General features: G+C 36.6%; 10 protein-coding genes. 7 read left to right on the top strand and 3 right to left on the bottom strand.

Annotated features, from left to right (window positions below):
• Positions 1–65: 65 nt before the first annotated feature.
• From EDD66_RS00300 to EDD66_RS00290, 3 genes are all read left to right on the top strand, one after another.
• Positions 66–3,209 carry a type 1 glutamine amidotransferase family protein gene (locus tag EDD66_RS00300; RefSeq protein ID WP_123607548.1) on the top strand — a complete coding sequence of 1,048 codons (3,144 nt, stop codon included), beginning with the start codon at positions 66–68 and terminating at the stop codon, positions 3,207–3,209.
• A gap of 63 nt (positions 3,210–3,272) precedes the next feature.
• The gene (locus EDD66_RS00295) at positions 3,273–3,908 is read left to right on the top strand and encodes an SGNH/GDSL hydrolase family protein (RefSeq protein WP_123607547.1); all 636 of its coding nucleotides are present in this window, start codon (positions 3,273–3,275) and stop codon (positions 3,906–3,908) included.
• A 72-nt stretch (positions 3,909–3,980) separates the two neighbouring features.
• Entirely contained in the window at positions 3,981–5,681 is a 1,701-nt protein-coding gene (locus EDD66_RS00290; protein WP_123607546.1) for a phospho-sugar mutase, read from the top strand.
• Positions 5,682–5,785: 104 nt separating this feature from the next.
• On the opposite strand, the gene EDD66_RS00285 is transcribed toward EDD66_RS00290, so the two are convergent.
• Both EDD66_RS00285 and EDD66_RS00280 read right to left on the bottom strand, forming a co-directional pair.
• Positions 5,786–8,143, bottom strand: a complete 2,358-nt coding sequence (locus EDD66_RS00285; protein ID WP_123607545.1) for a PEP/pyruvate-binding domain-containing protein — start codon at positions 8,141–8,143, stop codon at positions 5,786–5,788.
• 12 nt (positions 8,144–8,155) lie between these two features.
• A complete protein-coding gene (locus EDD66_RS00280) occupies positions 8,156–8,767 on the bottom strand; it encodes a TetR/AcrR family transcriptional regulator (RefSeq protein ID WP_170164196.1) in 612 nt (203 codons plus the stop codon).
• A gap of 213 nt (positions 8,768–8,980) precedes the next feature.
• Here EDD66_RS00280 and EDD66_RS00275 point away from each other — a divergent pair, with 213 nt between their 5' ends.
• Positions 8,981–9,853 carry an ROK family protein gene (locus tag EDD66_RS00275; RefSeq protein ID WP_123607543.1) on the top strand — a complete coding sequence of 291 codons (873 nt, stop codon included), beginning with the start codon at positions 8,981–8,983 and terminating at the stop codon, positions 9,851–9,853.
• A 67-nt stretch (positions 9,854–9,920) separates the two neighbouring features.
• Here EDD66_RS00275 and EDD66_RS00270 read toward each other — a convergent pair whose 3' ends face one another.
• A complete protein-coding gene (locus EDD66_RS00270) occupies positions 9,921–10,523 on the bottom strand; it encodes a TetR/AcrR family transcriptional regulator (RefSeq protein ID WP_123607542.1) in 603 nt (200 codons plus the stop codon).
• A gap of 115 nt (positions 10,524–10,638) precedes the next feature.
• Between EDD66_RS00270 and EDD66_RS00265 the strand changes: the two genes are divergently transcribed.
• The 3 genes from EDD66_RS00265 to EDD66_RS00255 all read left to right on the top strand — a co-directional run bounded on the left by EDD66_RS00265 (position 10,639) and on the right by EDD66_RS00255 (position 16,117).
• Positions 10,639–11,832: an alpha/beta fold hydrolase gene (locus EDD66_RS00265; RefSeq protein WP_207667731.1), complete on the top strand. Its 1,194-nt coding sequence runs from the start codon at positions 10,639–10,641 to the stop codon at positions 11,830–11,832.
• 183 nt (positions 11,833–12,015) lie between these two features.
• A complete protein-coding gene (locus tag EDD66_RS00260) occupies positions 12,016–14,151 on the top strand; it encodes a methyl-accepting chemotaxis protein (RefSeq protein WP_170164195.1) in 2,136 nt (711 codons plus the stop codon).
• A gap of 277 nt (positions 14,152–14,428) precedes the next feature.
• Entirely contained in the window at positions 14,429–16,117 is a 1,689-nt protein-coding gene (locus EDD66_RS00255; RefSeq protein ID WP_170164194.1) for a peptide ABC transporter substrate-binding protein, read from the top strand.

Raw genomic sequence — 16,117 nt, 5'->3', positions numbered from 1 at the left:
GGGCTGTTGCCAAATAGTATCAGCTATTCGCATCAGCCCCATTATAATTAAGGAGGGATAGATATATGCTGTATCCAAAGAATAAGGAAAATTATCTTGAAGATAAACTATTTAAAAATCCAACAAAAGAATATAGAGGGACCCCTTTTTGGTCATGGAATACACGGATGACCAAAGAACATATTAACCGTACCCTGCCAGAATTAAAGGAAATGGGTATGGGAGGGGCACATATCCATTGCAGGACAGGTATGAACCTTCCATATTTAAGTGAAGAATTTATGGATATGGTAAAGTATACTCATGAAAAGGCCAGTGAATATAATATGTTAACCTGGTTATATGATGAGGATCGCTGGCCATCCGGCTTTGGTGGCGGCATTGTAACGAAAGATGATAAGTATCGAATGAGATTTCTTGTATTTTCACCTGTAAAATTATCAGAAAAAGAAGATATTGATAAGGTTGCCTTAGAAGCATCTGCAAAAGCTGTAAGAAGTGGGAAACGAAAGTTCTTAGGAAAATATGCGATTTTACTGGACGAAGGTTTTCTAAAAGATTATAAATACATAGAGAAAGATGAAACAATAAATGGATATGAAGAGTGGTATGCTTATCTTGAGATATCAGGAGACAGTGCGTGGTTTAATAATCAGTCATATGTAAATACCCTGGATAAGAAAGCAATAGAGCGTTTTATCGAGGTGACACATGAAACTTATGCTAAGTCACTGGGAGAATATTTTGGGGACTCGATTCCAGCCATCTTTACAGATGAACCCCAGTTGTCCACGAAAACAATGTTGGGCTTTGCAAATGATAAAGATACATTGACTATTCCATATACAGATGATTTCGATGTTACTTTTAAAGAAACGTATGGCGATAGTTTCTTAGCTCATTTACCAGAAATTTTCTGGGAGTTACCAGATAATCAATTGTCTGTTTACAGATATCGTTATCATGATCATACATGTGAACGTTTTGTAAGTGCTTTCGTAGATACCATAGGTAAATGGTGCAAAGAGCATAATCTACTTTTAGTCGGACATATGATGCAGGAACCTACCTTGTATTCCCAGACTTCTGCACTTGGGGAGGCAATGCGCTCTTATCGCTCCTTTGGAATTCCTGGAATTGATATGCTCTGTGACCGTAGGGAATTAACGACTGCAAAACAGGCAAGCAGTGCGGCTCACCAATATAATTGTCCAGGAGTTCTTAGTGAAATATACGGCGTTACTAATTGGGATTTTGATTTTAGAGGTCATAAGCTAGCAGGTGATTGGCAGGCGGCACTTGGAATCACAGTCCGTGTACATCATTTAACATGGACTTCCATGGCTGGAGAAGCCAAAAGAGATTATCCTGCATCAATTGGTTACCAGTCACCTTGGTATAAAGAATATTCTTATATAGAGAATTATTTTGCGAGATTAAATACTGCCCTTACCAGAGGAAAAGCAGAAGTTAAAGTAGGAGTGATACATCCGATTGAATCATACTGGTTATATTGGGGTACGAAAGAAAATACAGATGGTATCCGAAAGGAGATGGATTATAATTTTAATCAGCTGGTGAAATGGTTGCTGTATGGATTGATGGATTTCGATTTTATCAGTGAAGCTTTACTTCCAGAGCTTCATGGAATGGAATCATGGGATTCAGAGAATCCGGGATTTCAGGTTGGAGCTATGAAATACGATGTCATCCTCGTACCCAATTGTGTTACTCTTCGGAGGACTACAGTAGAACGCTTGAACGAATTCAGGAAAAGAGGCGGTAAAATTATATTTACCGGTACCACTCCAAACTATATAGATGGAATTGTATCAAATGAGTGTGAAGTTTTAATAAATCAAAATACTCATATAGGTTTTAATGAAAATGAGATATTAAATGCCCTTCTTCCTTATAGGCTGATCGATGTTCGAAATCAGGAAGGAAATCGTACTGATAATCTTCTCTACCAGGTGAGAGAAGATGGAGATGGTAAATGGCTGTTCCTATCCCATTCAGAAAGACCAAAAAATCCAGATATCCCAACCAAGGAAGAATTAAGTATCTGGGTTGAAGGAATATGGAATCCAGTAAAATACGATGCAATGACAGGAGAAATTGGCATAGCAGAGTATTTTCATAAAAATGGTAGGACATATTTAAAAGCAATGGTTTATGATCATGATTCGTTGCTATATTACTTAAAATCTGCAGAAGTGGATCAATATAATATTCATGAAGGTGATGAACATGTAAATTATACAGAGTCAACTGGCAAAGAAATAGAAATACTGTATCCAGCAAAATTATCTGTATTCTTATCAGAGCCAAATGTTTTACTTCTTGATATGGCAGAATATCGTTTTGATAGTGGGGAATGGAAACCAAGAGAAGAAATCTTAAGAATTGATAACTTATTCCGCGAAAGACTTGGTTTCCCATTAAGGACAGAGGCTTTTGCCCAGCCTTGGTTAGATACTAATGTAGAGGAAATTCACCATCAATTATCTTTAAGGTTTAGGATTAATTCAGAATGTACTATAAAAAATCCTGATTTAGCATTGGAGAATGCTAAAAAGGCTAAGATAATACTTAATGAAAAAGTAGTTCCAATTAATATTACCGGATGGTATACTGATAGGGATATAGAAACAATAAAGCTTCCAGACCTCGCACAAGGGGAAAATGTATTAGAAGTAACCTATCCATATTATTCCAAGTTGAATATAGAATACATGTATCTATTAGGAGACTTTTCGGTTGAAGTAGCAGGAAGTACATCTAAGATTAAAGAGTCAAACCATAAAATTACCTTTGGAGATATCATTTCACAGGGGCTGCCTTTCTATGGAGGTAATATATCATATGAGATACCTATTACTACGCAAGAAGGTGAATTAACGATTAGTATACCAAATTTCAGATGTCCTGTAATTAAGGTTTCATTGGACGGAGAAGATAAGGGACATATAGCATTCTCTCCTTATAGGCTACACTTAGGAAATGTTACAAAAGGGAATCATAAAATTGTCATCACAGCTTTTGGAAATCGAATTAATACCTTTGGAACTATTCATAACTGCAATCATACAGAACACTGGTGTGGGCCTAATGCATGGAGAACAGCCGGGACATCCTGGAGTTATGAATACCAATTAATGAGAATGGGTATCTTAGTGAGTCCTGGAATTACATTAAGAAAGAGTTAATTTATAAAGACTTGGCACCTGTTTCCGGTGTTTAGTAAGGAATAAGAATGTATGGAGGTTAGTATGAAAGAGGTATTTAAGAATGGTCAAGTTGTTTTATTTCAAGGAGACAGTATTACGGATTGCGGCCGAGACAGGGATGATATAACTTCTTTATCAGAAGGCTATCCTGGGGTTGTCGCTAAAATGTATAACCTGTTATTTCCTGATAATGGAGTAATATTTATCAATAAGGGGATATCAGGGAACCGTGTCATAGATTTGTTAGATCGTTATAATACAGATTTTAAAGAAATCAATCCTGATTTTATCTCCATTCTTATTGGAATCAATGATACCTGGAGAAGATATGACAGCAATGATCCTACCAGTACCAAGCAGTTTAAAGAAAACTACAGAAAGCTTCTAGAGAAAATTAAATCGGATATGCCAGATTGTAAGATAATGATAATTGAACCATATGTATTAAACTCTTTACCAGACCGGGCAGCATGGAGGGAAGATTTAGACCCCAAGATCCAGGCAGTCAGAGAACTTGGAAAGGAATATGCAGACTATTATCTTCCACTAGATGGAATATTTGCAAAAGCAGTAGCCACGAGGTATAATTGTAAACAGTTAGCTGAGGATGGGGTTCATCCTAATTCCCTTGGACATGGTATTATTGCCGAAGAATATCTAAAAGCACTGGATAGATAAAAATATACGGCTAAATGATTAGAAAACAGGAGGAAACTCAGCTAATAGAATATTTACATAAGGAGATTGCTTATGAACGTTACAAACTTATATGAATTATGGACGACAAAAGCAAAGGAAGATAAAGATTTAGTAAATGAATTAAAGGATATAAAAGGAGATGCTGAAGGAATCTTTGACAGATTCTATCGTGAGTTGGAATTTGGAACAGGAGGACTTCGGGGAGTCATAGGAGCCGGAAGCAACCGGATGAATATCTATACTGTACGTAAAGCAACACAAGGTCTGGCTAATTATCTGAAAGGCAAAGACAGGGCAAGTGTTGCAATTGCTTATGACAGCCGTATTAAGTCGGAGCTGTTTGCTAAGAATGCAGCGGCAGTTTTGGCTGCCAATGGAATTAAAGTATATATATACCCTGAACTGATGCCAACTCCTGCCCTGTCATTTGCCGTAAGACATCTTGGGTGTGATGCAGGTATCTGTGTTACGGCAAGCCATAATCCGGCAAAATATAATGGGTATAAGGTATATGGAAGTGATGGCTGCCAGATTACATTAGAGATGGCTGGCCGGGTCTTGGAAGAGATTAATAAAGTAGATGCATTTGAGGATGTCAGGGTACTTGAATTGGAAGCAGGGATTGGAAATGGTCTGATTGAATATATCAAACAGGATGTTGTGGATGCATTTATTGGGGCAGTTAAATCACAGTCATTAAATCCGGTAAAGTCCAATTTAAATGTTGTATATACACCATTAAATGGTGCCGGTAGAATGTGTGTACTTCGTATTTTGAAAGAAATAGGGGTTCACAACATAACTGTTGTTCCGGAACAGGAAGCCCCGGATGGTAATTTCCCCACTTGTCCATACCCTAATCCGGAGAAAAAAGAAGCTTTGGAATTAGGGCTTAAGTTATGTAAGAAAGTGAATGGAGATATATTACTTGCTACAGATCCGGACTGTGACCGTGTTGGTATTGCAGTTAAGAATAGGGATGGGGAATATCAATTATTAACAGGCAATGAAGTAGGAGTCTTGTTACTAGATTATATTGCTCAGATTCGTACTTCCAATCACACTATGCCAAAGAACCCGATTGCAGTAAAAACAATTGTTACAACAGATATGGCAAGTGAAGTTGCAAAAGAGTATGGAATAGAGATTATTAACACTCTTACCGGATTTAAATTTATAGGAGAGCAGATTGGACTTTTGGAAGCTAAGAAGGAAGAAGAGAGATATCTCTTTGGATTTGAGGAAAGCTATGGCTATCTTAGCGGCGGCTATGTAAGAGATAAAGATGCTGTAGATGCAAGTATGCTGATTATTGAAATGGCATCTTATTATCTTGAAAAAGGAATCACATTGGTGGATAAGTTAAATGAATTATATGATTGTTGTGGATATTATCAGAACCATTTACTCGACTTTGCTTTTGAAGGGGCCAGAGGAATGGATGAGATGGAAGCAATCATGAAAAATTTAAGAGAAAATCCGCCTGTGAATATTGGTGAAAATAAAGTAATAGGAGTAAGTGATTATAAAACATCCATAAAGACAATAGATGGAAAGAAAGAAACAATTCTCTTACCAAAATCCAATGTATTAGAATTTAATCTGGATGATAAATCGAAAGTAATAATCAGACCTTCTGGAACGGAACCAAAGATTAAAATATACCTGTCTACTTGCAAAGATTCTATGAAAGAGGCAGAAAATAGATTAGAAGATTTAGAGAAAGATGTGAAAATCTTATTAGGAAAATAACATTCTCCCCCACTTCAAATATAGTGGGGGAGAATATTTTATGCAATGGGTGACAATAGATTTAAAGTCGGATGAATACCAGTACTATTTTTATATATTCTATATTATGGGAGTAAGTGAACCGTTCCCTGTCCTCCATCTACTACAACTCTATCCCCTGTTTTTAATCTTGCAGTTGCATTGCCACAGCCTACAACGGCTGGTATCCCCAGTTCCCTGGCTACAATGGCTGCATGGGAAAGTGGTGCACCTACATCTGTAATAATTGCAGCAGCTTTGGGAAAGAGTGGTGTCCATCCCACATTCGTAGTTGTTGCTACAAGAATTTCGCCTGGAAGCAATGTATGCCCTTCTTCCGGAACGTTAAGAATGCGTACAGTACCTTCTACACGCCCGGCAGCACCGGCAAAGCCAGTCAGGCTTTCCGTATTGGAGGAAACTGTAATGGGTTTGGAAGCATCATAATAGTCAAGTCTTCGATTTGATTCTTTTGACCAGGTAAATGGATCAAAACGCCCCCGGATTACTGTTGGAAAAGAAGGAAGTTTTTTATATTTTTCATGATTTTCTTTCCTGATTGGAATATATGGAAGGGAAGTAGCATCACCTGCAAGTAAGGACAAGACTTCATCTATATACAGATAAAAAACATCATCCCCTATTTCGGTTATTTCGCCAACCTTTAAAGCAAATGTACGATTAAGACGGTATACTCTGGTCCACTCTGAGCGGGCAGATTCTCTTGTCCTTGCAGCTTCTGATACTTTAGCTAACTGCCTTTTAAGCCATCCTGTCTTTTTAGGGTAGCGTTCCTTAAAGCTTAATAATGCATCTTCGTATTGGAGATGCTGCCTTTTTAAAAGACCGTCCACATCTGTTTCTGATTTTATGAATTCTTCTATCTGGCGGTCTATCCAACTTGGATCTTCTGCCGGATGTGGAATGGATAGCTCAAATTCATGAGGTCCCCGATGACCATATTTTGAGAAATATTCTTCTTTTGACATTTCACCTTTCATTATTTTGCTAATACCTGTAACGGGACCAAGACTTGCTAGTTCTGAAGTTCCCCGCAGATTAGAGAGCAGAGTATTAGCATCCTCTTCTGTTACAAATTTCAATAATTTCTTTTTTACATTCATTGTGACGATACCTTTGCTGCCACCTAAACCATGTAACCATAATATTTTGTCGCTATATGGTTTGAGTTCTGTTTCCCACAAGCTTATTAATTCTTCTTTGGAAGAACATTTATGAATCAAGTTTTGTATTCTTAGGCATTGTACAGGATTGTTTTCAATGTCTTTGAATGCTGTCTTAGAAGCTTTCCTGACATTTTTACTGAATTTAAGCACTTTAGGAAGGATCTCTTTAAATAAATCTGTTTTTGTATAAGGATAGATTGGAAATTCTATCTCCTTTGGAAGATTACCAAAAAAAGTACCTGATATCTTAAGTGCGGACTTCACAGGAAGACCAAGTAAGGTATAAGCGGAAATTCTGCGATTATAATTGGAATAAATCCGCCCACAGATATTTCCTGACCAGACATAATAATCTTTGCTAAAAGTCATTTTTTCATCTAAATTACGGATGATACTCCATGTATAAGGGGTAATTACATCTGGAATCGCCTCACCAACATTAGTATTTACCCATAAATCGTCACCTGTTAAGGAATCATTTATATCATATTTATCTAAATTGCCAGGTGTTAAAGTTGTAATTGGTCTTGCCTGGAGTAAATACAATCTTCCATCTGATACAGCCCATTCAATATCCTGGGGAATCATAGAACTTCTTTCTAACTTCATTCCATATTGGAATAATTTCTTGCTATACTTTTTAAATTCATCGGGCCCTTCATATTTTCCTTTTGGTCGTATTAATTTGAAACTAAGTGCATTTGCCTCACCAGAGACTAGTTGTTCTCCAAGACCATGAACATAGTTCCCTGACATACTTCTTCGGCTGCCGGTAATAGGATCTACTGTGAAAAGTACGCCTGAGATCTGAGATGGGATCATTAATTGGACAACGATGGCTAATTGGTGAGCATGTTCCATCCCTTGGTATTCACTATATACTTTTACACGTTCTGATTTACCGGATTCGATTACAGTATCAATAGCCTCCAGGATTTCTTTTTCTTCCTGTACATTTAAAACAGTTTCAAATTCTCCTGCAAAAGAAGCAGCAGCTGAATCTTCGCTGAGGGCAGAAGAACGTACTGCGAATTTTGCACCTTTATAGCCTCTTTTTAATTCATCAATATATATTTTGATATCTTTCCAGGCATCCTTATCTAAATTTCCTTCACAAAAAGCAGAAGGAAAGATCACAAACCCAGGCGGAACCGGGAGGCCGGTCTGATACATCTGTGAGAGCATACAACCTTTTCCACCGGCATAGATTTCCAATTCGGGAGTTATATCCTGAAATTTTTTAACCATATTGCTCATACAATCCACCTCTTAAGCCTGAATTCCATATCGTATCATATCCAGGTATTTATTTCTTTCTATAATAAATTGTTTATAATATTCATCATCAATCAGATTTCCATCAATGGATTCTGTGAAATATTTATTATCAAAATATTCTAAAGTAAGCTGAACAAGGTCAAAAGCCTGCTTTCGATCTAATCCTTCCTTTAAAGGAACCTTTTCAAATAATTTCTCCCAGAATAGGGTTATCTTTTTTTGGAGGTCACCATATTTTTCTAAAAATTCGGCTTTTAACTCTTCCGGTATATGGTATAAGATATCTTTTACGATCATGTATACTTCAGGGTTATTCTTACCAAAATTGAATTTTAAATGGCTGAATTTCTCTCTGGCTTCAAAAAAATCAGATTCATCAGCAAGAGATCTTGCATCCATTTCATCCATTGCTTTTTTCATACAGTGATCCAGTATCTCCAGATATAATTCTTTTTTATTTTTAAAATGATGAAAGATTAATGTTCTGGAGATACCTGCTGCCTGTGCCAGCATAGATGTTGAGGTTTTCTCATAACCATGATGGGCAAAAATCTTTAGACAGGAATTTAAAATTTCATCTTTATCATAGAGTTGTATCGGCATAATTATCTCTCTTTCTTTTTTATTGACACCTCTGTCAGTAAAAGAATAACATATGCTGACATGGGTGTCAATAAAATTCATTAATCATAGTGTGAATCTTTATATTTATATGGCGAATCTTCGGAAATTTAATGGACTGTATTGATAATTTACCGGTTCTCAGTTAAAATAAAATTAATATATAATTTTAGGATAAGGAAGGTTGAAACTACTATGAGATTAGGTGCATTAGAAGCAGGCGGAACGAAGATGGTTTGTGCCATTGGAGATGAAACAGGAAAAATATTTGAACAGATCTCTATTCCAACAGAAACTCCACAGATCACTATGCCAAAATTAATTCAATATTTTAAAGAAAAAGAGATTGATGCATTAGGTATCGGATGTTTTGGACCAATTGATCTAGATAAGAAATCACCAACATATGGATATATTACATCAACACCAAAGATTGCCTGGAGAAATTATAATATTGTAGGTGCTTTTGAAGATGCACTGCATATACCGGTAGGATTTGATACTGATGTAAATGGATCTTGTCTTGGAGAGGCTACCTGGGGAGTTTTAAAAGGACTTGATTCAGGAATCTATATTACGATTGGCACCGGAGTTGGGGTTGGGGTATATTCAGACGGAAAATTATTGCATAATATGCTTCACCCGGAAGCAGGACATATTCTTCTTGCAAAACACCCGGAAGACAATTATGAGGGAAAATGCCCATATCATGGATGCTGTTTCGAAGGTGTTGCAGCTGGTCCTGCCATTGAGGCAAGATGGGGGAAATCTGGGAAAGAATTAACAGATGAAGAAGCTGTATGGGAGATGGAGGCATTTTATATCGCCCAGGCTCTAATGACATATATACTTACAATATCCCCTAAGAGAATTATTCTTGGCGGAGGTGTTATGCATCAACTACACTTATTTCCGCTGATACGTGAGAAAGTAAAAGAAATGCTGAATGGTTATATTCAGACAAAAGAACTGGATGATCTGGATACTTACATTGTTCCGGCTGGTTTAAATGATAATCAGGGAATTATGGGATGTCTTCAATTAGCCGTTTTAGCTTGTGAAGAATAATAAGTTAATAAATGACTTTCAATAATAAAAGCCGATATGCTGGTGACGCATATCGGCTTTTTGCTACTTAATCTGTTTGGACTTTCCAGAGAAAAGCAAAACTGCCTTCTGCCACACTGAGCCCTTTCTCTAACAATGAAGCAAGTGCCTGCAGCTTTCTTATGATCTGCTCTGGCTGCCATCCGAAAATGCCGGGATCAAGTAAAAAGGTAAATACAGACATAATGATTTCCGCATATTCCTGGGGATATCCGCATGTAAAAGAACCTTCTTGTATACCGTCTTCAATAATTCCAGATACGACTGGAGTCAAAGCAGTCAATATTTTGGAAAGAGATTTCTGATGGATTGCAGCGTTTTGTTGTTTATGCAGATATTCGTCCAGGGAAGCGTCTATAAATGAAGCCGTGTAGCTTTTTAGTAATAATGCAAATTTTGAAATTGCATCCAGACTGCTTTGTTCAATGAGTATCCGGCAAGATTCTATAATGCTGCCATATTGCCTTTCCACCAATGCATCCAGTACTTCTTCCTTGGAGTGGAAATAATAATACATCCCTCCCTTGGCTATTCCTGCTTTTTTCGCTATATCGCTGACGGAAGCTGTACCAGCCTTACCTTCCCGCAAAAGATTTTCCATTGCATTTAATATGAGTTCCTTTTTATCCATGTTATGCACCACCTTGCTATATATTATAACATATAAATTTATTGTTGACCACTGTTCAAAATTCTGTTATATTAAAAATGTTGAACAGTGGTCAAAAAATAAGGAGATTGAAGATATGATTAAAGTAATGATTTTTGCAGTTATATTATTAATGTTAAGCATTTGTCTTATGGGACTTGTAATCAATGGCAGTATTTTTACTATAAAGCACATGAAGCATGAGGAAAGTCATGGAATTACATTACGATTAAAAAAGAATGCAGTTACGTGCATAATAACATTCATTATGTGTATTGTATTGATCTGGTTTACCCAGATAAGCGCTTCCACTCCCGGTATTAAAGATGAAAAAGGAGAAATAATACCAGACAGCATATCTGAACTTAGACAGGTAGAATTAAACAGCCGTAAGGAGTGGATCAGTATACGGGGAAACAATAAAAACAATCCCGTACTCTTGTTTCTGTCAGGAGGACCAGGTGGTTCCCAAATGGCAGCAGTAAGGCATGACCTTTCGGAATTAGAAAAGTATTTTGTAGTTGTGAACTGGGATCAGCCAGGTTCGGCAAAATCATATGGAGCAGTGAACACGAAGTCTATTACAGTTGCTACATATATTGAAGATGGATATGCACTTACGAAATATTTATGTAAAAACTTTCATCAAGATAAAATATATCTTGTGGGAGAGTCCTGGGGCAGCGCTCTGGGTATATTTTTAGCAGAAAAAAATCCCGAATTATATCATGCATTGATTGGTACAGGGCAGATGGTAGCATTTTTAGAAACAGAAATCATAGATTATCAAAAAGCACTTGAACTTGCAGAAGAGAAGGGAGATATGAAAAAGGCAGCAAAGTTAATTGCTAATGGGAAGCCGCCGTATTATGGCAGGGATGTTACATGGAAAAGCGCAGAATACCTTCAGTATCTAAGTAATTTGATGGGAGGAAACCCGGAAATCCACAATAATGGCTACAATACCTTCCGGGATTTACTTTCAGAGGAATATGGAATCATGGATAAAATCAACTATTTACGAGGGATTATCAATACATTTAACCATGTATATCCTCAACTTTATGAAACCGACCTGCGAAAGGGTCATACGAAAATAGATATACCGGTATATTTTTTCTTGGGAAGATATGATATAAATGCTCCGGCATCGTTGGTGGAAGAATATTTTAAAATACTGACTGCTCCAGAAAAAGAAATCATCTGGTTTGAGCATTCGGGTCATAGTCCTTGGATCAATGAAAGTGGATTATTTGTACATGAATTGTTGAGGGTAACAAAAAATAATTAGCACATTGGAACATTGAGTACAGCTTCTATTTTTAACTAAAATGAGAAATTTTAGTTAAATAGTGGGAAAAAGTAAAAATAATACCTATGTGGGTAAAAATAATCCGTTAAAAAGTACCATGTTTTTTCCTACAATTAATGAATAGTAGAAATGAATCGCTATGTTAATTGGAGGGGAAAACAAATGAAGAGATTCCGTTGGAAAAAAGGGTTAAGATTTTCGAAAAAACTATCAGCTATATTACCTAAAAAGGGAAATCAGGTCAAGACAGGACAATTGCATTTTAAATTAAATAGTATCCGGGTTAAACTTATTGGAGGATTTATCATACCGGTAGGTTGTATTCTATTGCTTGGGATAGTATCCTATACGAAAGCTTCCAGGGGTATCATCAGCAGCTATGAAACTGCCAGTCAAAACAGCCTTAATATGTTAAGTCAGTATTATAGCCTTGCATTTCAATCAGTAATATCCAAATCCACTCAAATCAATGCCAATGAAGAATTAAAGAAATATTATTCAGGATATTATAAAGGAGATCCGCTGAAAGAAATTTCAGGTTTTAAAGAGGCACAGTCGTTAGCCAGTTCAACTACGATAGGAGATCAGATTATTAAAAGTGTATATGTTTTTAGTGAATATGGAGATGGAATATCTTCCTATGGTTCTTTGCCAAAAACTACATATAACGATTTTTTGAATTCGAAAGAAGGAAAGATAATTGCTGATTCAGAAAATGAATCTTACTGGGGTGGATACCATACTTTTCTGGATGAATTGGTAAATATAAAAAATGAGGATTATGGACTTTCCTTTTTTAATAAGCTTTATAGCACCTCAAATAAACCAATTGGATATATTGTGCTGGATGTAAAAATGGATTTTGTAAAAAAAGCTTTAAAAGATGTTAATTTAGGAGAGGATTGTATTTCTGGCTTCATAACCAGTGACAATAGAGAAATATTAGAAGGTGGGTATGATAAAGGCTTTAAGTTTGCATCCAGAGAATTCTTTCAAACTTCCCTGAAAAGTGACAAGCAAAATGGAAGCAGCTATGTAGATTATAACGGGGATACTTATTTATATATATATTCTAAAATAATGGATGGAAATGCCATTGTATGTTCATTGATACCGAAAGATATGATAACAAGACAGGCACAGGATGTTAAGACAGCAACTGTCATTATTGTCCTTATTGCCAGCATGATTGCAATTATAACAGGAAGCATTATGTCTTCGGGAATCAGCAATGCAATTCATAAAACGAATGGAGTATTGGAAAAAGCTTCGGAAGGCGATCTGACCGTAAGTGTAAAATTAAGAAGAAAAGATGAATTTCTAGCTTTAAGTAATAGCATTGCCAATATGATGGTCAGCATGAAAACGTTAATTATTAAAATGGCAGGGGTCAGCGCTACAGTGTCAGCCTCCGCTTATGACGTATCCAATAATTCCGGGCTTTTCTTAAATGCGACAAAACAGATTTCATCTGCAGTAAGTGATATTGATCAAGGATTAAATCAACAAGCTGCTGACTCAGAAAAATGTCTGATACAGATGGAAGGACTGGCAGATCAAATCGAAGAACTAAATAAAAATACAAATGCAATGGATCATATAGCACAGAATACAAAAAATGTAGTGGAATCTGGAATCGTTATTGTAGATGAATTAAATTTAAAATCAAAGGATACAGCCAATGTTACAAAGATTGTCATTGAAGATATTGAGCGCCTTGAAGTCGATTCAAAATCTGTAAGCAGTATTGTTGAAACGATTAATAGTATCGCAGAACAAACAAATCTACTGTCTTTAAATGCATCCATTGAAGCAGCAAGAGCAGGGGAAGCAGGAAGAGGATTCTCTGTAGTTGCAGATGAAATTCGGAAACTGGCAGAACAATCTGCTTCATCTGCAAATCAGATTGGAGAAATTATTCAAAATATCCAGTCTCAAACCAAGAAAACGGCAACAACAGCGAAAAGAGCTGAAGATATTGTAATATCTCAGGAAGAAGCACTTCTAAATACCATAAATGTATTTAACGAAATCAACGGTCAGGTAGAGAGCTTAACCAAGAGTATTGAGAAAATATCCGCAGGGCTTGTAAAAATAGAAGATTCAAAGAATGACACATTAGGAGCAATTGAAAGTATTTCTGCAACTTCAGAGGAAACTGCCGCTGCCTCAGGACAATTAGGAATTACAGTGGATAGTCAGTTAGAGGCAGTGAAAGATTTAAACCATGCAGCTGAAAGATTAAGAGCAGATGCTAAGAATTTGGAAGATTCCGTTTTAATATTTAAAATTGATTAATTAATCAGATGTGGAATGAAACCAAATGGAAGTAAATAGGAGGCTTACGTTAATTCTGCAATTAACCTATTTTTCTTTAAAAAATTAACCTATTCTGTTGATAATTTTTCTAATATAACATTCTATTGACAACCTGTAATAATTCTTTGACAGAATAATAAAATTAGAGTAAGATATCCATCATAAAACAAGACGATGGAGTCGGCTAAAAGCCTATAGCTTTAGCCTGCTCCATTTTTTTGTGCAAACGACTTTAAATAATTAGGAGGGAAATCATTTGAGAAAGACAATGAAAAAGCTTTTAACCTTTGGCTTGATAATTTCTATGATTGGTGCTTTGACTGCTTGTGGAGGATCAAAAAGTGGGAAAGATGAGGCGGAGGTAGTTCCAGAAACGACTGCAGAAGAAACGGCTGTGGAGGGAACCACCACAGATGGTAATTTAAATGTACATATTGACGTGGAAGTGGCATCCATGGATCCACAGATTGCAACAGATGGTACTTCTTTTGAAGTTATTGCAGCTATTACCGATGGGTTATATGCATTAGATGCAGATGGCAATCCTGTAGAAGCCATGGTTGATACGGTAGAAAAGAGTGAAGATGGTCTAAATTACACATTTACTTTAAAAGATGCAAAGTGGTCCAATGGGACGCCAGTCACTGCCAATGACTTTGTATTTGCATGGAGGAGAGCGGTTGACCCGGCGGTAGCAAGCGAATACGCATTTATCATTGGGATTGCAGGCATCAAGAATGCAGATGCAATTGCAGCAGGAGAGAAACCACTTGAAGAATTAGGGGTAACAGCAGTAGATGAAAAGACCTTGAAAGTAGAATTGGATACTCCGGTTCCATTCTTTGAATCTTTAATGGCATTCCCAACGTTCTACCCAGTAAATGAGGAATTCTATAAAACAGCGGGAGATCAATATGCAACTACACCAGAAACACTTCTTTCCAATGGTGCTTTTGTAATTACAAGCTATGAACCGGCAACAACTACGATCACTCTTGCTAAAAATGAAACATATTGGGATGCTGCAAATGTTAAATTATCAGGTATTAAATATCAGGTAATTAAGGACTCCCAGCAGGCTATGTTAGCTTATCAAAATGGTGATCTTGATCTGGTAACTCTTTCCGGTGAACAAGTGGAACAGTTCCAGGCTGATCCGGAATTTAAGAATATTATGGCAGGTTATTTATGGTATGTTTCTCCGAATCAAAAGATTGCCGGTTTAGAGAATGCAAACTTAAGAAAGGCCCTTGCATTGGCATTTGATAAAGAAGCTGTTACTGCCAATATTTTAAAGGATGGTTCTATTCCGGCATATTTTGCAGTTCCGGCATTATTAGCAATAGGTCCTGACGGAAAAGAATATCGTGAAGCAGCAGGCAGTAATTATTTTACGGCAGACAAGGCAAAAGCTCTAGAATACTGGGAAACTGCTAAAGCAGAACTTGGTGTGGATAAATTAACTTATACTATGATAGTAGAAGATACAGAATCAGCAATTAATGTAGCCCAATTCTTACAGGCGGAAATTCAGACAACATTACCTGGCATTACGATTAATATTGAACAGATGCCTAAGAAAAATCGTGTTGAAAGAATGCAGGAGGGTGATTTTGAACTTGGATTAACCCGTTGGGGTCCAGACTATGCAGATCCAATGACATATTTGGATATGTGGACAACCGACAGCCCTAACAATTACGGTTTCTGGTCTAATAAAGATTATGATGCTATTATAGAGTCTTGTAAGAAAGGCGACTTAGCCCTTGATGTGGAAAAAAGATGGCAGGCATTGATCGATGCAGAAAAGATAGTTATGGATGATGCAGTTATACTTCCTGTTTACCAAAAAGGAAATGCTATCATGCAAAGAACCAGTGTACAAGGTGTTGAATTTCACTCGGTTGCTATTAACAGATATTTTAAGAACGCAACAAAAAATTAA

Source organism: Mobilisporobacter senegalensis, from assembly GCF_003752155.1.
GTDB lineage: Bacteria > Bacillota > Clostridia > Lachnospirales > Lachnospiraceae > Mobilisporobacter > Mobilisporobacter senegalensis.
This window is presented reverse-complemented; position numbering and strand designations above follow the sequence as displayed.